Here is a 21541-nt window from a genome sequence, read left to right as displayed (position 1 = left end):
TCCGCAGCGGCCTCAGCTTCCGGCGCAAGGGTGGCGGCTGGTGCCGCAGCTTCGACGGGCAGGTGGCGGGCGTCGCCTGCCGCGAGGGGGCGGGCTGGCAGGTGCAGCAGGCGCTGCCGGGCGCGGGGGCCACGCCGGCCTATCGGCAGGCGTCCTCCAGCGATGTGCGGGTGATGGCTACGGTCGAGGCGCTGATCGACGGCGCGCCGCTGGATGCCGCCGGCGAGGAAAGCGCGCGCGCGGCAGGCTGGCGCTAGAGGCGGACGACCTGGGATTGATGCACTTCGTCATTGCGAGATCATTGCGAGCGCTCGCAATCATGATCCCGGTTGAAGTCGTCCGACGCTAGAAGCTCAGCGACAGCTTGCCATAATAGAAGCCGCCGCTGATGCCGTAGGGCGAATAGGCGTTGTAGAGGGCGAAGCCGGACGTCCCCTGGTTCACCGCGCTCAGCTTCGTCGGATAGATGTTGAACAGATTATTCGCCCCGGCCGCAATCTTCACGCCCCGCGCCAGGGCATAGCCCAGTTCCAGGTCGAAAATCACCTTGGGCGCTATGGTTTCGTCGGGATAATAGCTGTTGCCGTCCACCGTCACGGTGCGCGCGGCCCTTTGCGTCACGTCGCCATAGCGCGTCGCGCGCAGGTTCATGGTGAAGGCGCCGAGCGTCCAGTTGACGTTGCCGATGAACTTGCTGCGCGGCGTCCCGCTGGTGAAGTCGCCCTGACGCGCCCGGTCGATCAGGCTGACGCCGATGTCGGCCAGCACATCCGGCACGTCCAGCCGGGTGAAGATGGTTCGGTTGAAATTGCCCGACAGGGTGAAGACCGCGCTGCCGAACTCTCCCAGCGCCGCGCGATAGAGGCTGACGATGTCCAGGCCGCGCGTGCGGGTGCTCGCCGCGTTGGAGAAATAGAAGCCGCTCTGATCGGGGGCGAGGCCGGCATTTATCAACAGATCGCCCAGCCCGTTGGCGCCGCCGGTCAATACGCCGCTCAGCAGGATGCGGTCCTTGATCCGGATCTGATAGGCGTCCACCGTGATGCTGAAACGCGGCGCTGGCGAAAGGACGATGCCGGCGGAGACATTGGTGGATCTCTCCGGCTTCAGCGGCTGAGCGCCCCAGGCGACGGCGACCGGATCGCCGACCTGCAACGCCCGCACCGGGGCAAGCCGGGTGGTGGTTTCGCCGGGGAAAAGCACGGCGATGGTGCTGGAGGATGCATAATATTGCTGTTGGAGCGTGGGCGCGCGAAAGCCGGTGCTGGCGGTGCCGCGAAGGGCGATTCCCCGGATCGGCTCGATCCGGGCCGATGCCTTCCAGGTGTTGGTGGTGCCGAAATCGGAATAATCCTCGTGCCGGCCGGCCAGCGCGATTTCGAAACCGTCGACGATCGTCTGTTCCAGGTTGAGATAGGCTGACCAGGCGCGGCGCTTATAGTGGCCCGCGGCATCGGGCGCGAAGCCGGTCACGCCCTGCGCGCCGGGTGTGCGGGTGACGCCTGCAAAAACCTGCCCGGCCGGCGCGCGATAGCCCCCGTCGCTGTAGGAGGCGGGATCGCCCGCCATGATCCTGTAGCTATTTTCCCGATATTCGGCGCCCAGCGCGATGGACAGCGGCGCGGCCAGGCCCAGCGCCACATCGCGTTGCAGGTCGAGATTGCTGGTCCATTCGCTCGCCCGGACGGTGCCGATGTAGAAGCGCGTCGGACTGGCCGGGCCAAGCGAGACGTTGAGCGAATTTTCCGCATATCGGCTGCTGTTTCGCGACCAGGAGGAACTGAGGTCGACATGCCATCCCGCCGGTCCGTCGCCCCGCGCGCCCGCGGTCAGTTGGGTATCGCGGTCGTAGATGTGGAAATGGGGGATATAGCCTTCGGGGAAGATGTCGGTGATGTTCAGGACGCTGTTGGGCGTGCGGTAGGTCAGGAAGGCGTCGGCATGGCGGCGCGACCAGGTGCCGTTGCTGTAAAGCTCGACCGCCGCGCCCACCGGCATCATGGCGTTATAGGCTAGGTTGACGCCATCTACCTGGGGCTGGCCGGGCTTGTTGCGCATCCGGTCGGCGGTCGCTTCGCGCGGGTCGGCCGCGAAATAGAGGCTGGAGGTGATCGGCCCGCCGCGGATCGTGCGCCCCTGAAGAGAGGCGTCGGCGGCGACATGGATCATGCCCTGGCCGATGGCAAAGCCGTTATCGACCTGAAACCGGCCCTGTTCGCCGCCCCCGTCCGCCGTGCCGCCGCCCAAGATCGACGCGCCGCCATGGGTGTCGCTTTTCAGGATGATATTGACGACGCCGGCGATCGCATCGGACCCATATTGGGCCGAAGCGCCGTCGCGCAGCAGTTCGATCCGGTCGATCATATTGGCCGGGATCAGGTCCAGGTCCGGCGGCGACTGGCCGTTCTGGGTCGTGCCGTTGATGAAGAGGGTTGCTGTATTATGGCGCCGCTTGCCGTTCACCAGCACCAGCAACTGGTCGCCCGCCAGGCCGCGCAGCGACAGCGTCTTGATCGCGAAACTGGCGCCCGCGCCGCTGTTCGACACGTTGATGGACGGGACCAGCGTGCCGAGCAGGTCGCGGACCGACTGCTTGCCGCTTGCCTCCAGATCCTGCGCGTCCAGCACGTCGATCGGCGCCATGCTGTCGGCGACGGTGCGGGTGGTCTGGCGCGTGCCGGTGACGATGATCGGGGTGGATTGCTCGATCGGGTCTGGCCCCCGCGTCAGACCGGCCGGCGCGGCGCCGTCGCTGGCCTGCGCGAGTTGAAAGGACAGCGGGCTGTGCCGCACCACGCTGCGACTGGTGGGCGCGGCCAGGGCGATGACCCCGGCGCCGGCCTGCGCCACTTTGAGGTTCGTGCCGGCGAGCAGGCGATCCAGCGCCTCGGCTGTGGAGAGCCATCCTTCGACCCGGCGGCTGCGGATCGCGGCGACCTCGTCATAGGGAAAGAGGATGCGCACGCCCGATTGCGCCGACAATTGCCGCAGGGCGCTGCTGAGCGGCTGGACATGGATGGCGAATTTATGCCGCTGGGTCAGCGCTGCATCGACCGGGGCGGCGGCGCGCAAAAGGCTGGGCGAGACCAGGCACAGGGCGAGCGCGATGGCCGCCATGACGTGGCGATGACGCATGATGATGTCCCCCGATCGACGGCTTTTCAAAGCTGCCTCGATCAGGAAAACGAAGGAATATCAGCAATCCGCCATGCGCGCCCCATGCGCTCACCGCGGGTCAGAGGCGGGGGAGCGTTACCCCCTGCTGCCCCATATATTTGCCGGCACGGTCGGCATAGCTGACCTCGCACGGCTCATTGCCCTGAAGGAAGAGGAACTGGCAGGCGCCTTCATTGGCGTAGATTTTCGCGGGCAGCGGCGTGGTGTTGGAAAATTCCAGCGTCACATGCCCTTCCCAGCCCGGCTCCAGCGGCGTCACATTGACGATGATGCCGCAGCGCGCATAGGTGGATTTGCCCAGGCAGATGACCAGCACGTCGCGCGGCACGCGGAAATATTCGACCGTGCGGGCAAGGGCGAAACTGTTGGGCGGGATGATGCAGCAGTCGGTCTTGCGATCGACGAAATTCTTGGGATCGAAATCCTTGGGATCGACGATCGTGCTGTCGACATTGGTGAAGATCTTGAAATCGTCGGCGACCCGCGCGTCATAGCCATAGGAGGACAGGCCGTAGCTGATGCAGCCTTCGCGCCGCTGGCTCTCCACGAACGGCTCGATCATGCCCGTGCTCAGCGCCTGTTCGCGAATCCATTTGTCGGAAAATATGGCCATGTCTGTCAGCTCTTGTTCGTGGGACCGATGCCCAGATCCGCCGGACCAAAGGCATGGGGAAGGAGGTCTGCGACCTTGAGGTCGAGGATGCGGTCGCCGCTGGGGGTGGCGCAATAGATGGCGAGGGTGCGGCCGGCCATCTGCTCGGCCTCGTTCATGATCTGGCGGCAGCGGCCGCAAGGGGTGACGAGCGCTTCCTGCGCACCGTCCATGGCGCCGCCGACCACGGCGATGGCCGCTACATCGGCCAGACGACCCTGCGCATTGACGTTCGCCAGCGCCACCGTTTCGGCGCACAGCGACAGGCCATAGCTCGCATTTTCGAAATTGCAGCCGGCAACGATGCTGCCATCGGTCAGGCGCACCGCCGCGCCGACCGCGAAGCGGCTATAGGGCGCATGGGCGTTGGCCATCGCGGCGCGCGCAGCGGCTATCAGGTGCTGGAGATCTTCTTCTGCCATCAGGGCGTCACCACATTCCATCGGACCGGACCATCGACGCCGTCGATATGCCGCATGTCGGTGGCTGTCCACATCACCCAGGGGCGGGTGGCGTAATCAGGCGGGAAGAAATTGCCGTCCAGCCACAAGGTGCGGTTGATGCCGGACCCGATGTCATACGCCTTGTCGAAATCCTCCGTCACGTTGAGCAGCGCGGGCTTGCCCGCCTGCCCCTCGACCAGGTTGATGAGCGTGTTGAGGTTCGACAGCAGCAGGTCGCGGCCCGGCCGCTTCGTGCAGGTGGGGGCGAACGCCAGGCGGATGACCGGGGGCAGGGCGGCATTGTCGCGCGGGACCGTGGTCATGAACCCGGTCGCCTGGTCGATCGGGCTGCGGCAGGCGCTGAACAGGATCATCGCGCCATAGCGCATTCCCGCCGCGCGCGCCCTGCGCCAGTTGGTGGCGAAGGCGGGGTCGCGCGCACCCGACGGCCCGACCGCGCGGATATAGGCGAAATCGGCGCCCTGCGCCGCCAGCGTGCCCCAGTCGACAACGCCCTCATCGGCGCTGATGGTGACGCCCTGCACTGGATAGCGGTCGCGATCGGGCGCCCAGGCGCGCGCATAGAGCCACAGCGCCAACGCCAGCACCCCGACCAGCGCCAGTCCCGCCCCGACCCGGACCAGCATCCCCCCGAAAGTCAAACCCCTGATACCATTACCCCTTGATATGCAGCACGCAGATGAGCGTGAAGAGCCGGCGCGCCGTGTCGAAATCGACCGCGATCTTCCCGTCCAGCCGCTCGATCAACTGTTCCGCCGCATCATTGTGGATGGCGCGGCGGGCCATGTCGACCGTTTCGATCTGCTGGGGCGATGCATTGCTGATCGCCTGATAATAGCTGTCGCAGATCGCGAAATATTCGCGGATCGGGCGGCGGAACCGGCCCAGGCCCAGGATGATCGCCTCCAGCGCGCTGTCATCCTGACGATTGATTTCGATCACCAGCCGCCCGTCCTCGACCCGCAGCACGACCTTGTAGGGGCCGGCATAGCCGTCGGGGTGTACGCGCTGGGGCGCGAAATGATTATCCTCCAGCAGGTCGAAGATCGCGATGCGCCGTTCCTGCTCCACGTCGGCGTTGCGCCACAGGATCGTGCGCTCGTCGAGTTTGATGTCTATGATGCGCGGATCGGCCATGGTGAAGCGCATAGTCAGTGCGGCGGCGCGCGTCCAAATGCAAGCGGGACTTATCCACAGATGGTTTCCGCATGGCCCCTTGCGCGGACCGGGCCGGGAGAGGAAAGAGGGCGCATGGTCGAACTGCTGAAAATCAACGCCGCCGAGAGCGGCGGCACCGAATTGCCGCGCAACGTCGAAGCCGAAGCCGCGCTGCTGGGCGCCATCATGATCGACAACCGCATTGCCGAGGATGTGCAGCTTCGGTTGAAGGCCGAACATTTTTTCGAGCCGCTGCACGGCCGCATCTATGACGCGATCATGCGCCTGCTCGACAAGGACATGGTCGCCAATCCGGTGACGTTGAAGCCGATGCTGGAGCAGGACCCGGCGCTCAAGGAACTGGGCGGCCCGGCCTATCTGGCGCAATTGACCGGCAGCGGCGCGGCGCTGATCGGCGCGCGCGATTTCGCCAGCCAGATCTACGACCTCGCCCTGTTGCGGCAGCTTGTCAGCGTCGGGCGCGAACTGGTTGAAAATGCGCTCGACACCAGCGAGGACGTCAATCCGCGCGAACAGATAGAGGCGGCCGAAGTCGCGCTTTACAAGGTGTCGGAGGGCGAGGGCGAGGGTGGTTCGGTCAAGAGCTTCCTCATGGCCTCCACCGCGGCGGTGCAGGTGGCGGAGCGCGCGCTCAACAGCGGCGGCCATGTGTCGGGGATCACCACCGGCATCAACAGCCTCAATGCCAAGATCGGTGGTTTGCACAATTCGGACTTGATGATCCTGGCCGGCCGTCCGGGCATGGGCAAGACGTCGCTGGCCACCAACATCGCCTATAATGCCGCGTCGCGCTGGGTGCGCGACAATGCCGACGGGATCACGCCGGACAAGAATATGGGCGCCAAGACCGCTTTCTTCAGCCTGGAAATGTCCGCCGACCAGCTTGCCACCCGCGTTCTCGCCGAACAATCGGGCATCAGCGGCGAAGCGCTGCGCATGGGCAAGATCAGCCGGGCCGACTTCCAGAACCTGTCGCGCGCGGCGCGGGAATTGCAGGATCTGCCGCTGTTCATCGACGATACGCCGGGCCTCACCATCGCGGCGCTGCGAACCCGCGCGCGCCGCCTCAAGCGCCGGCACGACATCGGCTTCATCGTCGTCGATTATCTCCAGTTGCTTCAGGGCACGGGCCGGGGCGATGGCAATCGCGTCAATGAGATCTCCGAAATCTCCCGTGGCCTCAAGACCTTGGCGAAGGAACTTCATGTCCCGGTGCTCGCCTTGTCGCAGCTCAGCCGTGCGGTCGAACAGCGTGAGGACAAGCGTCCCCAACTGTCCGACCTGCGCGAATCAGGCTCGATCGAGCAGGATGCGGACATGGTCTGGTTCGTGTTCCGCGAGGATTATTACGAAGCCGCCAAGGAGCCCAAGCCCGACGACGAGGCCGCCTACGCCACCTGGAAGGAAAATATGGAGCGCATCTACGGCCTGGCCGAAGTGATCGTCGCCAAGCAGCGCCACGGCTCCACCGGCCGCATCCGCATGAAGTTCGACGCGAAGATCACGCGCTTCTCCGACGTCGCGGACGACAGCTATCAGGATCTGGATTACGAATAATCCCACCTGAATCCACCATCATCCCCGCCCGCGCGGGGATGATGGTCAAAATGGGTCAGGCCTTTGCCGCCTTCGCCCGCGCCGCCACGCGCTGTTCCAGCATCGACAACGGCATCGCGCCTTCCTCAAGGACGGCGTGGAACTGCTTGAGATCAAAGGCGTCGCCCAGATCCGCCTGCGCCGCCGCGCGCGCCTTGGTCCACACGCCATGGCCCACCTTGTAGCTGGTCGCCTGCCCCGGCTGGGTGCAGTAACGCTCGACCTCCCGCTGGCAACGGGGGCGGGCAAAGCCGGTCTTTTCGACCATATAGTCGGTCGCCTGTTCGCGGGTCCATTGCTTGGCATGGAGGCCGGTATCCACCACCAGCCGCGCGGCGCGGAACAGGAAGGACTGGAGATAGCCCGCCCGGTCCAGCGGCGTCGCATAGCCGCCCAGCTCATCGGCCAACTGCTCGGCATACAGCGCCCAGCCTTCGCTATAGGCGCTCATGAAGGCGGTCTTGCGCAGCATCGGAATGTCGCCCGCCGTCTGCGCGGTCGAAATCTGGAGATGATGCCCCGGCACGCCTTCATGATAGGTGAGCGCGCCCAGTCCATATTTGGGCCAGTCGCCCACATCCTTCAGGTTGATGAAATAGATGGCCGGGCGCGATCCGTCGAGCGCGGCGCGGTTATAATAGCCGTTGGATGCGCCGTCCTGAATCTCCACCGGCACGGCGCGAATTTCCAGCTTCGTGTCGGGAATGGTGGCGAAGGCCTGGGGCAGCTTCGCCTTCATCGCATCGACGTCGCGGTTGAGTTGGGTGATCAGCGCGGCGCGCCCTTCGGGGCTGTCGGCATAAAGCTGCGACGGTTCGACATTCAGCTTCGCCAGCCGCTCGCCGACCGTGCCGCTGGTGTAGCCGGCGCCCTTCAGGATGCTCTCCAACTGCGCGCTGATGTCGGCGACCTGCTCCAGCCCCATGGCGTGGATCTGATCGGCGGACAGGTCGGTCGTCGTGGCCTGTTTCAGCGCGGCGGCGTAGATTTCGTCGCCGCGCGGCGTGCGCCACACGCCGTCGCCCGCCGCCGTCTTGCCCCTGAGCGCTTCGATCGCCGCGATCTGTTCGTCCAGCGCGGGATAGATCGCCTTTTCCACCAGCGCGCTCGCCTGGCCCTGCCAGTCGCCCGTTATGCCCTTGGCCGCGGCGCGCTTCACCAGCGACTGGACCATCGAGCTGTCGGCCGCCTTCTGGCTGCGCAGCGCCTTCAACTGGCCAAGAGTGAGTTCCAGCGACCAGCCGGGCGCCAGATAGCCGCGCGCCGCCTCGTCCCGCTGAAGCGCGGTGTCGGTCCGCAGATTGTCGGCAAAGGCGTCCAGCCGGGCGACATAGGCTTCGCAATCGGCGCTGTTGTTGATGGTGTGCGCGGTGTTGAGGAAATCGGGCGTGCGGAAATAGCTGCCGCCCTGCTGGAAGATGCGATAGGGACGCTGCACGCTGTTGAGGCCGAAGCGCGCGGGCGCGACCGTCTGCTGCCCCAGCGCGTAGAGGATGACGTCCAGGTTCAGCCGCTGCGCATCGGACAGTTTGGCGCCCTCGAACCCCTCCAGTTCCTTGATCGCGGCCTGGGTCGCGGCCAGTTGCTTCATCATGCCCGACTTGCTGTTGTCGTCGAGCTGGCTCTTCGCCCCGGCGCGCGCGCCCTTGTCCAGGCCCAGGCTGGTCACGAACATCGGCGAAAGGTCCAGCGCGCGCTCGAAGATAGCGGCGAAGGCGGCCGACAGGCGGGCATCGTCATTGCCGCTGATCTGCGCCAGCGCGCGCGGCGCGGCGGTGGCGAGCGCGACGGCCCCGGTGGTGGTCAGAAACTGGCGGCGGTCCATGGCAACGACTCCCTGCTTGTTTTCAAGCCCTTGTCTTAGCCTGCCGCCGCCCGCCGTCCAGTCCCCGCTATAATGTCCCCTCGTCGCTATCCGCCCGCATAGCCCAGCGCGAGCCCGGCCAGCGCCGCAGCGGCGAGGGTGGACATCACCCCCTGTTTCAGCCGGAAGATCATCGCCGCCGCGCCGATCGCGATCAGCGCTATCCGCCAATCGAAGCTCACAGGGTCCGGCAGCGACAGGGTCAGGCCTACCGCGTCCACCCGCTCGATCCGGGTGAAGAGGACATGCAGCGCGAACCAGAGCGTCAGGTTGGCGATCACGCCGACGATCGCGGCGGTCAACGCGGCGAGCGCACCTTGCAGGCGGGGCGCATGGTCCAGCCGCTCCATCCAGGGCGCCATGGCGAAAATCCAGAGGAAGCAGGGCGCAAAAGTGACCCACAGCGTGACCAACGCGCCCAGCACCCCGGCGAACAGCGGTGAAAAGGGCGCGGGCGCGCGGAATGCGCCCAGGAAGCCGACGAACTGCGTCACCAGGATCAGCGGCCCCGGCGTGGTTTCGGCCAGTCCCAGCCCGTCGGTCATCTCGCCCGCCGACAGCCAGTGCATCGACTGCACGGCCTCCTGCGCCATATAGGCCAGCACCGCATAGGCGCCGCCAAAGGTGACGACCGCCAGTTGCGAGAAAAAGGCGCCGATCCTCCAGAGAATATGATCCGGCCCGAGCAGGAGCAGGATGATGGCCATGGGCGCGGCCCAGACCAGCAGCCAGAGCAGGATCGTCCGCGCCGTCCGCGTCCATGGCGGCGGCCCGTCAGGCGCTGCGCCGGGCGCCGCGCCATGAACCTTGAGCCATTCGGGACGCCACCGCGCCAGCACGAAGCCGAGCGCGCCCGCGCCCAGCACGACGAGGGGGAAGGGCAGGGCGAAGAGGAAGAGAGCGAGGAAGGCGGCAACCGCCAGCCCCTGCTTGAACCCGGTGTCGAGCGCGCGCCGGCCGATGCGGATCAGCGCCTGGGTCACGATTGCCAGCACCGCCGCCTTGATCCCCATGAACAGCGCCGCCACGGGCCGCAGGTCGGCGGCATAGGCATACAGGATCGACAGGCCCAGCATCACCGCCGCGCCGGGCAGGACGAACAGCAGCCCCGCGGCAAGGCCCCCCTTCGTTCCATGCAATCGCCACCCGATCCAGGTCGCCAATTGCTGCGCCTCCGGTCCGGGCAGAAGGTGGCAGACATTGAGCGCCCGCAAAAAGGCGCCTTCCTCGATCCAGCGCCGTTCCTCCACCAGTTCGCGATGCATCAGCGCGATCTGCCCGGCCGGCCCGCCGAAGCTGAGCAGGCCGATCCTGCCGAAGAGGCGGACCAATTCCGAAAAACCTGGATGCGACATGGACGTTCCCCTGGGGCCGTGAAGCCCGATGAAGCCGCAATGCTTGGGCGGGGAACGCCTGAACGGGGGATTGCCTTGCCCCGTTGCGCCATCATGCGATGGCTGGGCCGTGCGATCAAGCCTCTTCAGGCGGGGAGGGGCGCGTTCCCGTCATGCGCGCGCCGCGACGCCATGATGTCGCCGACATGATGTTCGGCCCAGCGGGCGATCTGGTCCAATATGCCGATCAGGCCGCCGGCCAGCGGCGTCAGGGCATATTCGACCGTCACCGGCACGGTGGCGAAGGCGGCGCGGCTGACCAGCCCGTCGCGCTCCAGGCTCTTGAGCGTCTGCGACAGCATCTTCTGCGAAATGGCGCCGATCCGCCGCCGCAGGTCGTTGAACCGCACCGGCCCGTCCGTCAGCGTCAGCAATACCAGCACCGCCCATTTGTCGCCGATCCGGTCCAGCACCTGCCGGGTCGGGCAATCGGGATCATAGGCGTCGCCCATGCGAATGGGCTGGGGCGGGGCTGGGGACGGAGAAATGGTCATGGGGGCGGTATCCTCGACGTAACCAGATGAAGGCAAAGTGCCTTCTAGTGAGCATGATATCCTAATCGCTATCTGGTTTCCATCAGTAACCAACAGGAAAAACGGTCATGAAGGTAGCGATCATCGGCGGCACCGGCCGCGCGGGCAAGGCCATCAGCGCCGAACTGGTGCGACGCGGGCATCAGGTTACGGCAATTTCGCGCCACCCCGAAAATGCCGTCGCGGCCGACGGCGTCACTGCGGTCGCCGGTGACGTCAGGGAAGCCGACGCACTGACCGCCGCGATCCGCGGGCATGACGTGGTGGTCAGCGCGGTCATGTTCTCCGACACCGACCCGGCTTCGCTGGTTGGCGTGGTCCGGGACTCGGGCGTTGCGCGCTATCTGGTGGTTGGCGGTGCCGGCAGCCTGGAGGTCGCGCCCGGCGTCGCCCTTGTCGCCACGCCGGACTTCCCCGACGCCTATAAAGCCGAAGCGAGCAGGGGCGCCGCCTTTCTCGACTATCTGCGGGGCGTCGCGGACATTGACTGGACCTTCCTCTCGCCATCGGCCAATTTCTTCGAGGGCGATCGCAAGGGCAGCTTCCGTCTCGGCAAGGACGAATTGCTGATCGACGCTCAGGGCGACAGCAGCATTTCCTACGCGGACTATGCCATCGCGCTGGTCGATGAGATGGAAACGCCGCAGCACAGCCGGGCCAGATTTACGGTGGGTTACTGACGGGCGTCCGGTCGTTGCCAGCGTGTCGATGCTGGAAACGACCGGATATTTCCGCAGGGCGCGCCGTCAGGCCGCCCCCTCCAGCTTGTCCTGCGTCTTCGTCGCGAAATCGCCCGCGTCGTGGCGCTCGTGCAATTGTTCTTCCAGCGGTCCCGACGCTTTGTTGACCATGCGCCCGCGCGTCACCGCCGGGCGCGCGTCGATTTGCTCGGCCCAGCGCAGGACGTGTTTATAGCTTTGCGTGTCCAGGAACTCGGCCGCTTCATAGGCGCGGTTCAGCGCCACCCCGCCATACCAGGGCCAGATGGCGATGTCGGCGATCGAATAGCTGTCGCCCGCCATATAGGCATTGTCCGCCAGATGGCGGTCGAGCACGTCGAATTGACGCTTCACTTCCATGGCATAGCGGTTGATCGGATATTCGTATTTTTCCGGCGCATAGGCATAGAAATGACCGAAGCCGCCGCCCAGCAGCGGCGCGCTGCCCATCTGCCAGAACAGCCAGCTCATGGCCGCAGTGCGCGCGGCCGGATCGGCAGGCAGGAATTTGCCGAATTTTTCCGCCAGATAGAGCAGGATCGCGCCGGATTCGAAGACGCGCTGGGGCGGGGAGACGCTATGGTCCATCAGCGCGGGAATCTTGCTGTTGGGATTGACCGCAACGAAGCCGCTGGAAAACTGGTCGCCATCGCCGATGCGGATCAGCCAGGCGTCATATTCGGCGGCGCTGACGCCCGCCTCCAGCAACTCCTCCAGCATGATTGTCACTTTCTGCCCATTGGGCGTGGCGAGCGAATAGAGCTGGAGCGGATGCTTGCCCACCGGCAGCGCCTTGTCATGGGTCGGCCCGGCGATCGGCCGGTTGATATTGGCGAACTGGCCGCCATTGGCCTTGTCCCAGGTCCAGACGCGGGGCGGGATATAGGGGGTATCGGTCATGTGGCTGGTCTCCAGGCGGACGGGTGTGGCCGGAAGGTAGGAAGCCGCAACGCCGGCCGCAACGCCCCGCCCGCAGGAGCGCGCCTATCGCTTGCCCGCGCGTACGACCAGTACGCTGACCGGCGATTGCTGGACGATGGTCGACGCGTTGGAGCCCAGCAGCTTGGATGTCATGGAAGGCTGATGCGAACCGATGACGATGAGGTCGGCGGCGTGTCTCTCCGTCGCGGCGATCACTTCGTCGCGCACGCGGCCGCGCCGGGTTTCGATATTGATGTCCCTGGGATCAAGGCCCAGATCCGCGCACCATTGGTGCATCGTCCTGAGCGCTTCCTCCTTTTCGGTGAGGTCGAAATTTTCGGCGATCAGTTGGGAATAGCGAGTCGGCAGATAATAACGGACATAGAGAAGATGGATCTGCCCTTCCGCGCCGGCGATGGCGGCCCCGCGCGCCAGGGCGGCCCGACCATTTTCCGCGTCATTCACGTCCACGGCGATCACGATATTGGCAAAGCGCATGACCATTCCTCTCTTTTGCTTTCAGGGACTTTCATCATCGGCCCGCGGCCTTGATGATGAAAGGGGCAGGGCGGCAGGAAACCAAATGAGGGGATCGGGAAACAATCGGTAAATGCCCCTAGGGCCGCCGCCGATGCGCGCGCGATCAGGCGCGGCGCTGTCAATGCGCACCTGCGCCCATGAAAATTTGTCGTCGGCCCCCTTGACGGCTTCTTCGCACAAGCCATATTCGCGGCGCTAGCACTCTTGATGAAGGAGTGCTAACACACACAAGTTCATCGGGAGACGGACAGGCGGGCAGGGCAGCATGAGGGCATCCTCGGCTCTATCCGCCGCACCCATCCCAAGAAGCTAGGGAAAGGCACATAACATGGCATTTCGTCCGTTGCACGACCGTGTTCTCGTCCGCCGCATCGAAGCGGAAGCGAAGACCGCCGGCGGCATCATCATCCCCGACACCGCGCAGGAAAAGCCGCAGGAAGGCGAAATCGTCTCCGTCGGCACCGGCTCGAAGGCCGAAGACGGCAAGGTGACCCCGCTCGACGTCAAGGCGGGCGACCGCGTGCTGTTCGGCAAATGGTCGGGCACCGAGGTCAAGGTCGATGGCGAAGACCTGCTGATCATGAAGGAAAGCGATATTCTGGGCGTCGTCGGCTAAGCTGCGGACCCGATAGGCTTTTCTGTTTTCGGCGGAAATTCATGCCCTGTGACGGTGTGAACTTCGCAAAATTTGCAATTTCTCATGAAGAGGTGAAAGATCATGGCAGCGAAGGACGTAAAGTTTTCGCGTGAGGCGCGTGAGCGCATCCTGCGTGGCGTCGACATCCTGGCCGACGCGGTCAAGGTGACCCTTGGCCCCAAGGGCCGCAATGTCGTCATCGACAAGAGCTTCGGTGCGCCCCGCATCACCAAGGACGGCGTCACCGTCGCCAAGGAAATCGAACTGAAGGACAAGTTCGAGAATATGGGCGCCCAGATGGTCCGCGAAGTCGCTTCGAAGACCAACGACATCGCCGGTGACGGCACCACCACCGCCACCGTGCTGGCCCAGGCGATCGTGCGTGAAGGCATGAAGTCGGTTGCCGCCGGCATGAACCCGATGGACTTGAAGCGTGGCATCGACCTCGCTGTGACCAAGGTCGTCGAGGACATCCAGGCACGTTCGAAGCCGGTTTCGGGTTCGTCGGAAGTCGCCCAGGTCGGCATCATCTCGGCCAATGGCGATCGTGAAGTCGGCGAAAAGATCGCCGAAGCCATGGAAAAGGTCGGCAAGGAAGGCGTCATCACCGTCGAAGAGGCCAAGGGTCTCGACTTCGAACTGGACGTCGTCGAAGGTATGCAGTTCGACCGCGGCTACCTGTCGCCCTATTTCGTGACCAACCCGGAAAAGATGGCCGTCGAGCTGGCTGATCCGTACATCCTGATCCACGAAAAGAAGCTGTCCAACCTTCAGTCGATCCTGCCGATCTTGGAAGCCGTGGTGCAGTCGGGTCGTCCCCTGCTGATCATCGCCGAGGACATCGAAGGCGAAGCGCTGGCGACCCTGGTCGTCAACAAGCTGCGTGGCGGCCTGAAGGTCGCTGCGGTCAAGGCGCCTGGCTTCGGCGATCGCCGCAAGGCCATGCTGGAAGACATCGCCGTCCTGACCAAGGGCGAAGTGATCTCGGAAGACCTCGGCATCAAGCTTGAGAATGTCACGCTCGGTATGCTCGGCACCGCCAAGCGCGTCACCATCGACAAGGACAACACCACCATCGTCGATGGCGCCGGTGAACATGACTCGATCAAGGCCCGCACCGAGCAGATCCGTGCGCAGATCGAAGTCACCACCAGCGACTATGATCGTGAGAAGCTCCAGGAGCGTCTCGCCAAGCTGGCCGGCGGCGTTGCCGTCATCAAGGTTGGCGGTGCGACCGAGATCGAAGTCAAGGAGCGCAAGGATCGCGTCGACGACGCGCTGCACGCCACCCGTGCGGCCGTTGAAGAAGGCATCGTTCCTGGTGGCGGCACGGCGCTGCTCTACGCGACCAAGGCGATCGACGGCCTGACCGGCGCCAATGACGACCAGACCCGCGGCATCGACATCGTTCGCAAGTCGCTGACCGCTCTGGTGCGCCAGATCGCCAGCAATGCGGGCCAGGACGGCGCCGTCGTTTCGGGCAAGCTGCTGGATCAGGACGACACGTCGTTCGGCTTCAACGCGGCCACCGACACCTATGAAAACCTGGTTGCCGCCGGCGTCATCGACCCGACCAAGGTCGTGCGCACCGCGCTCCAGAACGCCGCTTCGGTTGCCGGTCTGCTGATCACGACCGAAGCCACCATCGCCGAGCTGCCGGAAGACAAGTCCGCTGCTCCCGCGATGCCGGGCGGCATGGGCGGCATGGGCGGCATGGACTTCTAAAGCGATCATAGCGGGCCGGGTTCGTCTGGCCCGCTGTTGGTCGCGACCTCCAGCAGGTCCAGCCTTCCACATCGGAATGAAGAGGCCGGCGCAGCGATGCGCCGGCCTTTTTGTCGCGACCCTCGCTTCAGCGCGTCACGACCGCCATCGGCAGCGCCGCGCGCACCTCAAATCCCAGCGTGCGGTAGAGCGCGATCGTCCTGTCATGTTCGGCATAGGCATGGAGAAACGGCGTGTCGCCCCGCTCTACTATCGCTTGCATCACGATCCGCATCAGATGGCCGGCAAGGCGCCGGCCACGCCAGTCGGGATGCGTGCAAACGCCACTCACCTCGGCAAAGCCCGGCATCCGCATCCGTTCCCCTGCCATGGCGATCAGCCTGCCATCCTCACGCACGCCAATGAAACGACCCAGCCTGTGGGTGAGGGGGCGGAATGGCCCCGGTTTTGTCAGCAGGGCGAGGTCCAGCATTTCCGCTGCATCCGCTTCCCCCAGCACGACCCAGTCCACCGCGCCCGGATCGGCCGGCGCCGGGCGCGTCGCCATCATCTGCGCGAGCGTCGCGGTGCGCGCCAGCCTGGCGCCGGCAGGCAAAATGGCCCTGGCATCCTGCCCCAGCAGCCACAATTCGCCATCGTGCGGGATCAGTGGCAGCAGAGCGGCCATGGCTTCGGGATCGGCCGTGGCGGTCGCGGCGAAGGGACCGTGGCGCTGTTCCAGCCGCAGCGCATGCTCTCCCCCTTCAGCCAGCGCCGACCAGCCCGAATGCAGGCTGTTCCAGATGGGATGATCAAGCGGATGGATGGGACGCCTCCGGGCCAGCATGTTGACCAAAAGCCATTGCGGATCGCCGACGTATCGTCAACCGATGGGCGTGGGCGGCGGGTCTGCTTCGTGGTTCATGACGGCGGATCGGTAGCCGGGCATCCTAGTGAATGCTACCGATGAAGCGTCTTCAAGAGGGCAAGTCCTCACCCGGAGTTGATATAGTTTAGTCCGATTTTCAGGAACACCTCATCGTCTCCCGGATTATGTCTGTACCTCAAAGGAAGGCTTCACCGTGGCGACCCGACTTGAACACCATGAATCGCAATTTCTGCAAGATGCTTTTCAACAACAGCTTAGTCGCTGGAACAGAACGCGCCTGGCTCCCGCCTTCCCCGAACATATGACGCGCGAGCGGTTCAATGATGATCAGCGGATGCTGCGCCTGGAATATGGGTTTATCGAAGAGTTGCGCGCCGATGTTCGGGACGAGGCGGCCAATGTGCCGACGGATGCCGATGGCTTCGTGAAATGGTTCGAACGGCTCAAAGCGACTGGCCCAGGGCAGCATGACCGCCTTTTCCCCTGGTTGGCCGAAACCGCGCAGATGGATCATATTCGGTGGTTCCTGTCGCAGGAGGCTGCGGGCGAGGCTGGGTTCGACGACCTGGTGGCGATGACCCAGGTGAAACTGCCCGCGCGCGCGAAGTTGGAACTGGCCCGCAATTACTGGGACGAGATGGGGCGCGGCAACGCGAAAGCTATGCATGGCCCGATGCTCGGGCAACTGGTGGACCTTCTCGACCTCGACACCCGTATCGAAAATACCGTGTGGGAAAGTCTGGCGCTGGCCAATGCCATGACTGCCATGGCGACGTCCCGCGGCTACACCTGGCACAGCATCGGGGCATTGGGCGCGATCGAACTGACCGCGCCCGACCGGTCCGCGCACACGGCCAAGGCGCTGCGGCGGATCGGCCTGTCGGGGAGTGAACGACGTTATTTCGACCTTCACGCAGTCCTGGACGTCAAGCACAGCCGCGATTGGAATGAGGAGGCCATCCGCCCGCTGGTCGCGGAAGACCCGCGACGGGCGACGGCGATGGCGGAAGGTGCGCTGATCCGCCTGCATTGCGGCGCACGCTGCTTCGAGCGTTATCGGGCGCATTTCGGGCTGGAGTGACGCGCGTGTCTGACGCTCGGCGCATTCTGGTTGTGGAAGACGATCCGTTGGTGGCGGCGCTGATCGCTGAACTGTTGGAGGGCGCGCAATATCAGATCGACGGGCCTTATGCGACGCTGGGGGACGGCATGGCGGCATTGGCCGCTCATTTTCCGGCCGGGGCGGTGGTTGACGTGTCGTTACAGGATGCCGACGCGGGCCTGCTGGCGGACGATTTGCAAAGCTACGACATCCCTTATCTATTCTGTTCAGGATCGACCGCGCATCCGGTGATGCGCGCCCATCCAACGGCGCCCGTCATATCCAAGCCCTTTGGTTTTCGACGACTGGTTCCTGTTCTGAATGGTCTGCTGCATTGAGGGGTGGTTCGAGAGGCGCCGCTGCCGGATGTCGAGCAAGAGCGAAGTGCGATAATGACCAGGCTGCATACAGAAGCTAGCGCAGGAGAGAGGCGCGTTTTTGAGCCTCGAATTTGCTATTCCGGGATGCGGTTCGTTCGCTTCCGAAAAATGATCGACGAGACCGGCTAGCGATCGTCGGTTCGCTGTGATTGCAGGAGAATGGATTAATATAGCCGCGGCGCACCGCAACTGTGACCGCGTGGGTGCGATCCTGAACGCCGAGCTTTCCGAAGATGGTCTTGAGCTGCGCCTGGATCATGTCGTTCGACAGATTCAGCCGCCGTGCCATCTTCTTGTTGGCGTGGCGCAGTCGGCGTCCAACTTTTTACCCTTATTTATCCCGGGCCGAGACGCTCCTGATGATAGCCCGATGTCCGAGGTGCTGATGTCCACCTGCACCCATTTCGGAAAGGTAAGGATCATGAAGAACCATCTCGTTAGCGCCATCGCCATGCTTGCGGCGATCAGCCCTGTGGCAGCCTACGCCGCTTGCGCGCCAGCCCCCACGACCATCGCAGCCAAGGCGGTTCCCGTCATTCATTACAGGAACACGACCATCGATGGCGTGAAGGTCTTCTATCGTGAAGCCGGGCCAGCGGACGCACCCGTCCTGCTGCTGCTGCACGGTTTCCCGACCTCGTCACATATGTTCCGCAATCTCATTCCACTTTTGGCGGACCGCTATCGGGTGATCGCGCCCGACTATCCGGGCTATGGCCAAAGCGATGCTCCCGACCACGCCAAGTTCGCCTACACATTCGCGAACCTGACCAACATCGTCGATCAGTTGACCGACAAGGTCGGCGCAAAGCGCTACAGCATGTACGTCATGGATTATGGCGCCCCGATCGGATACCGGCTCGCGATCAAGCATCCCGAACGGGTCGAGACCCTCATCGTCCAGAATGGCAACGCCTATACCGAAGGGCTCGCCGCTTTCTGGGATCCGATCAAAGCCTATTGGGCTGAGAAGACACCCGCCCGTCGCGAGGCGTTGGCTGGCCTGCTGACGCTTGAGACAACCAAGTTCCAATATACCGACGGCATGGGCGACACCGCCAGGATCAGCCCGGACAACTGGGTGGCGGACCAGGCGCTACTCGACCGGCCGGGCAACCGGGAGATCCAGCTTGATCTTCTGGGCGACTATGGCAGCAATGTCCCGCTCTATCCCCAGTTCCAGGCCTTTTTCCGTGAGCGCAAGCCACCGACACTGATCGTCTGGGGCAAGAATGACGTAATCTTCCCCGAGGCTGGAGCGCATCCCTATCTGCGCGACCTGCCCAATGCGGAGATGCACATCCTCGACAGCGGCCATTTCGCGCTGGAGGACAGGCTGGACGTGATGGCGCCGCTGATCCGCGACTTCCTCGACCGCAACCTCTGCGCATGACACGCGGGGCGGGGCTTCGGCCCCGCCCGTATGGCCTGAAAGGAATAGATATGACCGCTCCCGTTCCGGGCGCCCAGACCGCTGGCGCGCCAACCCATTCTGTCGTCCTGGTGCACGGCGCATTCGTCGATGGCTCCGGGTGGCAGCAGGTCCACAGCCGACTTGTCGCACGCGGCTTTGACGTGCTGGTCGTTCAGCACCCCACAGTCACGCTCGACGGGGATGTCTGCGCGACCATGCGCGTGATCGAAGCGGCCCGTCATCCTGTCCTGCTGGTCGGCCACAGCTATGGCGGCGCCGTCATCACGCAAGCAGGCAACCATCCCAAGGTGGAGGGACTCGCCTACATCGCCGCATTCGTGCCCGATGCTGGCGAATCTGTGGCCCAACTGAACGACGCGCCGGCCGAGAAAGGGGAAAACAAGGCGCCGGTGCTGCCGCCACAGGACGGCTACCTCATCGTGGACCCAGTTCAGTTCCCGGATGCATTCGCAGCGGATGTCGACCCCCGCACGACACGGTTCATGGCGTCCGCCCAACTTCCTTGGAGCCTAGATGCCGCGACGGCGACCATCAGCCAGGCGGCCTGGAAGACAAAGCCGAGCTTCTACCTGGTGGCGTCGGCCGACAAGATGGTCCCGCCGAGCGCGCAGCGCCGCATGGCTCGTCGCGCTGGCGCCGCGCTCACCGAGATCGACAGCAGCCACGCCGCGATGATGTCGCATCCGACGAAGGTGGCCGATTTCATCGCGGCCGCCGCCGCGACCCTGGCTTGAACACGGAAGAAAGATCATGACCCAGCCTGTCACTTACCATCGCACCGCGACCGTGGACGGCATCGAAATATTCTATCGCGAGGCCGGGCAGCGGGGACGACCCGTCGTGCTGTTGCTCCACGGCTTTCCCAGTTCCTCGCACATGTATCGCAACCTCCTGCCGGCGCTTGCCGATCGCTATCATGTGATCGCGCCTGACCTGCCGGGGTTCGGGCTGTCCGCCATGCCGTCCCCGGCGGACTTCACATATGCGTTCGACCGCTTCGCCGAGATCGTCGCCAGCCTGCTCGTTCATTTGGGGGTAGACCGTTTTGCGCTTTACGTGATGGATTATGGCGCGCCCACCGGCTTTCGCCTGGCGTTGGCGTATCCCCAAATGGTGCGCGCGCTGATCATCCAGAACGGCAACGCGTATGAAGAAGGCATGGGCGATTTCTGGGACATCACACGCGCTTACTGGGCGGACAACGGCCCAGCGGAACGCGACGCCATGCTGCCTTTTTTGACTATCGAGGGAACGCGCTTCCAATATCTTGCCGGCGCAAGCGATCCGGCGCGTATCGATCCGGCCGCCTGGCTTTACGACCAGATGTTTCTCGATCGTCCTGGCAGCGTGGACATCCACTTGCGCATCATCGCCGACTATCAGACCAACGTCGCACTCTACCCGGATTTTCATGCCTATTTCCGCGAGCATCGGCCGCCAGCGCTGATCCTTTGGGGGGAAAATGACCCCATCTTCCTGCCCGACGGCGCGCGCGCGTTCCTGCGCGACCTGCCCGACGCGGAGCTTCATTTCTTTGCGACCGGCCACTTCGCGCTCGAGGAGAAGGCCGATGAGATGATCCCCCTTATGCGCGATTTCCTGGCGCGCAACCTGGCCCAGTGACCGAAACCCCAACAACGGAGAATGACCATGTATAACAGCAAGTCCAAATCGAGCGTCGTGCCCTCAGGTGGCGGCGCCGCGCTGATCGATCCGTCCGACGCCCTGATCCTGCTGCTCGACCATCAATCGGGCCTGTTCCAAACGGTGAAGGATATCGCGGTCGCGGATCTGCGCCGGAATGTCGAGATGATCGCCAAGCTCGCGACGCTGCTCAAGATTCCGGTGATCACCACGGCATCGGAGCCTGCGGGTCCCAACGGCCCGCTTATGCCCGAGATTCATCACCACGCTCCCCATGCCGTCTATGTGCCGCGCAAGGGCGAGGTTAATGCCTGGGATAATGACGACTTCGTTGCGGAGGTTCGATCAACGGAACGCAAGACGCTGATCATGGCGGGTGTCTGGACAAGCGTCTGCGTCATGTTCCCGGCGCTGGATGCACGCGCGGCGGGCTATGAAGTCTACGCCGTCCTCGATGCTTCGGGCGATCCGAGCGAGATGGCATCACGCGTGTCGCTGGCTCGCTTCGTGCAGGGCGGGGTCAAACCGACATCGACCAACGCCCTGCTGTCCGAACTCCACCGCACCTGGGCGCGACCGGAGGCGGCAGACCTCGGCATCCTCTACGGCCTGGTGGCGCCGAACTATGCCGCCGTGGCAGAAAGCTATGCCCGAGCACAACAAGCCGCGAGAGAAATGGTCTAGACTCTCTCCTTTCCATCCGGCGGACGG

Annotated in this window: 22 protein-coding genes and 1 pseudogene; 11 read left to right on the top strand and 12 right to left on the bottom strand. The window is 64.4% G+C overall.

Annotated elements, in window-relative coordinates:
* Positions 1 to 257 (top strand): annotated as a pseudogene (locus C100_RS38855) (anti-sigma factor family protein); the annotation flags it as partial.
* Between the two features lie 88 nt (positions 258 to 345).
* Here the strand turns inward: C100_RS38855 and C100_RS38850 are convergent.
* The 5 genes from C100_RS38850 to C100_RS38830 all read right to left on the bottom strand — a co-directional run bounded on the left by C100_RS38850 (position 346) and on the right by C100_RS38830 (position 5430).
* The gene (locus tag C100_RS38850) at positions 346 to 3135 is read right to left on the bottom strand and encodes a TonB-dependent receptor (RefSeq protein ID WP_031309733.1); all 2790 of its coding nucleotides are present in this window, start codon (positions 3133 to 3135) and stop codon (positions 346 to 348) included.
* A 100-nt stretch (positions 3136 to 3235) separates the two neighbouring features.
* Positions 3236 to 3790, bottom strand: a complete 555-nt coding sequence (dcd, locus tag C100_RS38845) for a dCTP deaminase (protein WP_024020503.1) — start codon at positions 3788 to 3790, stop codon at positions 3236 to 3238.
* Positions 3791 to 3795: 5 nt separating this feature from the next.
* Positions 3796 to 4251, bottom strand: a complete 456-nt coding sequence (locus C100_RS38840) for a cytidine deaminase (RefSeq protein WP_031309731.1) — start codon at positions 4249 to 4251, stop codon at positions 3796 to 3798.
* Positions 4251 to 4919 (bottom strand): GH25 family lysozyme, encoded by a 669-nt coding sequence (locus C100_RS38835; RefSeq protein ID WP_024020501.1) that lies wholly within the window; start codon positions 4917 to 4919, stop codon positions 4251 to 4253. Before C100_RS38835 ends, C100_RS38840 begins: the two co-directional genes overlap by 1 nt.
* A 28-nt stretch (positions 4920 to 4947) precedes the next feature.
* Positions 4948 to 5430 carry a UPF0262 family protein gene (locus C100_RS38830; protein ID WP_031309730.1) on the bottom strand — a complete coding sequence of 161 codons (483 nt, stop codon included), beginning with the start codon at positions 5428 to 5430 and terminating at the stop codon, positions 4948 to 4950.
* Between the two features lie 114 nt (positions 5431 to 5544).
* Between C100_RS38830 and C100_RS38825 the strand changes: the two genes are divergently transcribed.
* Positions 5545 to 7029, top strand: coding sequence for a replicative DNA helicase (locus C100_RS38825; RefSeq protein WP_024020499.1), 1485 nt, complete (start codon positions 5545 to 5547; stop codon positions 7027 to 7029).
* Between the two features lie 55 nt (positions 7030 to 7084).
* Here C100_RS38825 and C100_RS38820 read toward each other — a convergent pair whose 3' ends face one another.
* The 3 genes from C100_RS38820 to C100_RS38810 form a co-directional block, all read right to left on the bottom strand.
* Complete coding sequence (locus C100_RS38820) at positions 7085 to 8893, bottom strand: DUF885 domain-containing protein (RefSeq protein ID WP_024020498.1); 1809 nt, start codon at positions 8891 to 8893, stop codon at positions 7085 to 7087.
* A gap of 86 nt (positions 8894 to 8979) precedes the next feature.
* Entirely contained in the window at positions 8980 to 10287 is a 1308-nt protein-coding gene (gene chrA, locus C100_RS38815) for a chromate efflux transporter (RefSeq protein WP_024020497.1), read from the bottom strand.
* A 125-nt stretch (positions 10288 to 10412) separates the two neighbouring features.
* On the bottom strand, positions 10413 to 10820 hold the full coding sequence (locus C100_RS38810) for a winged helix-turn-helix transcriptional regulator (RefSeq protein ID WP_052028318.1): 408 nt from the start codon (positions 10818 to 10820) through the stop codon (positions 10413 to 10415).
* A gap of 107 nt (positions 10821 to 10927) precedes the next feature.
* Between C100_RS38810 and C100_RS38805 the strand changes: the two genes are divergently transcribed.
* Positions 10928 to 11539, top strand: a complete 612-nt coding sequence (locus C100_RS38805; protein ID WP_024020495.1) for an NAD(P)-dependent oxidoreductase — start codon at positions 10928 to 10930, stop codon at positions 11537 to 11539.
* A 66-nt stretch (positions 11540 to 11605) separates the two neighbouring features.
* On the opposite strand, the gene yghU is transcribed toward C100_RS38805, so the two are convergent.
* Positions 11606 to 12478 carry a glutathione-dependent disulfide-bond oxidoreductase gene (yghU, locus tag C100_RS38800; RefSeq protein ID WP_024020494.1) on the bottom strand — a complete coding sequence of 291 codons (873 nt, stop codon included), beginning with the start codon at positions 12476 to 12478 and terminating at the stop codon, positions 11606 to 11608.
* A gap of 84 nt (positions 12479 to 12562) precedes the next feature.
* Entirely contained in the window at positions 12563 to 12997 is a 435-nt protein-coding gene (locus tag C100_RS38795) for a universal stress protein (RefSeq protein ID WP_031309728.1), read from the bottom strand.
* Between the two features lie 370 nt (positions 12998 to 13367).
* Here C100_RS38795 and groES point away from each other — a divergent pair, with 370 nt between their 5' ends.
* Together groES and groL are read left to right on the top strand one after the other, a co-directional pair.
* Positions 13368 to 13655, top strand: coding sequence for a co-chaperone GroES (gene groES / locus C100_RS38790; RefSeq protein ID WP_024020491.1), 288 nt, complete (start codon positions 13368 to 13370; stop codon positions 13653 to 13655).
* A gap of 102 nt (positions 13656 to 13757) precedes the next feature.
* Positions 13758 to 15401 carry a chaperonin GroEL gene (gene groL, locus C100_RS38785; RefSeq protein ID WP_024020490.1) on the top strand — a complete coding sequence of 548 codons (1644 nt, stop codon included), beginning with the start codon at positions 13758 to 13760 and terminating at the stop codon, positions 15399 to 15401.
* 127 nt (positions 15402 to 15528) lie between these two features.
* On the opposite strand, the gene C100_RS0124865 is transcribed toward groL, so the two are convergent.
* Complete coding sequence (locus C100_RS0124865) at positions 15529 to 16227, bottom strand: GNAT family N-acetyltransferase (protein WP_031309727.1); 699 nt, start codon at positions 16225 to 16227, stop codon at positions 15529 to 15531.
* Between the two features lie 235 nt (positions 16228 to 16462).
* On the opposite strand from C100_RS0124865, the gene C100_RS38780 reads away from it, so the two are divergent.
* Complete coding sequence (locus tag C100_RS38780; RefSeq protein ID WP_031309724.1) at positions 16463 to 17350, top strand: iron-containing redox enzyme family protein; 888 nt, start codon at positions 16463 to 16465, stop codon at positions 17348 to 17350.
* A 50-nt stretch (positions 17351 to 17400) separates the two neighbouring features.
* Positions 17401 to 17709: a hypothetical protein gene (locus C100_RS38775; RefSeq protein ID WP_235219099.1), complete on the top strand. Its 309-nt coding sequence runs from the start codon at positions 17401 to 17403 to the stop codon at positions 17707 to 17709.
* 76 nt (positions 17710 to 17785) lie between these two features.
* On the opposite strand, the gene C100_RS38770 is transcribed toward C100_RS38775, so the two are convergent.
* Positions 17786 to 18040 carry a response regulator transcription factor gene (locus tag C100_RS38770; RefSeq protein WP_024020486.1) on the bottom strand — a complete coding sequence of 85 codons (255 nt, stop codon included), beginning with the start codon at positions 18038 to 18040 and terminating at the stop codon, positions 17786 to 17788.
* A gap of 132 nt (positions 18041 to 18172) precedes the next feature.
* Here C100_RS38770 and C100_RS38765 point away from each other — a divergent pair, with 132 nt between their 5' ends.
* The 4 genes from C100_RS38765 to C100_RS38750 are packed head-to-tail and all read left to right on the top strand — an operon-like array spanning position 18173 to position 21514.
* Complete coding sequence (locus C100_RS38765) at positions 18173 to 19144, top strand: alpha/beta fold hydrolase (protein ID WP_031309720.1); 972 nt, start codon at positions 18173 to 18175, stop codon at positions 19142 to 19144.
* A gap of 50 nt (positions 19145 to 19194) precedes the next feature.
* Positions 19195 to 19920 (top strand): alpha/beta hydrolase, encoded by a 726-nt coding sequence (locus C100_RS38760; protein WP_024020484.1) that lies wholly within the window; start codon positions 19195 to 19197, stop codon positions 19918 to 19920.
* 16 nt (positions 19921 to 19936) lie between these two features.
* On the top strand, positions 19937 to 20809 hold the full coding sequence (locus C100_RS38755) for an alpha/beta fold hydrolase (protein ID WP_024020483.1): 873 nt from the start codon (positions 19937 to 19939) through the stop codon (positions 20807 to 20809).
* 27 nt (positions 20810 to 20836) lie between these two features.
* Entirely contained in the window at positions 20837 to 21514 is a 678-nt protein-coding gene (locus tag C100_RS38750; RefSeq protein WP_024020482.1) for an isochorismatase family protein, read from the top strand.
* Positions 21515 to 21541: the final 27 nt, after the last annotated feature.

It is taken from the genome of Sphingobium sp. C100 (genome assembly GCF_000508185.1).
Classification (GTDB): Bacteria; Pseudomonadota; Alphaproteobacteria; order Sphingomonadales; family Sphingomonadaceae; genus Sphingobium.
The sequence above is the reverse complement of the archived record's forward strand: the minus strand, read 5'-3'. Positions and strand labels throughout refer to the sequence as shown.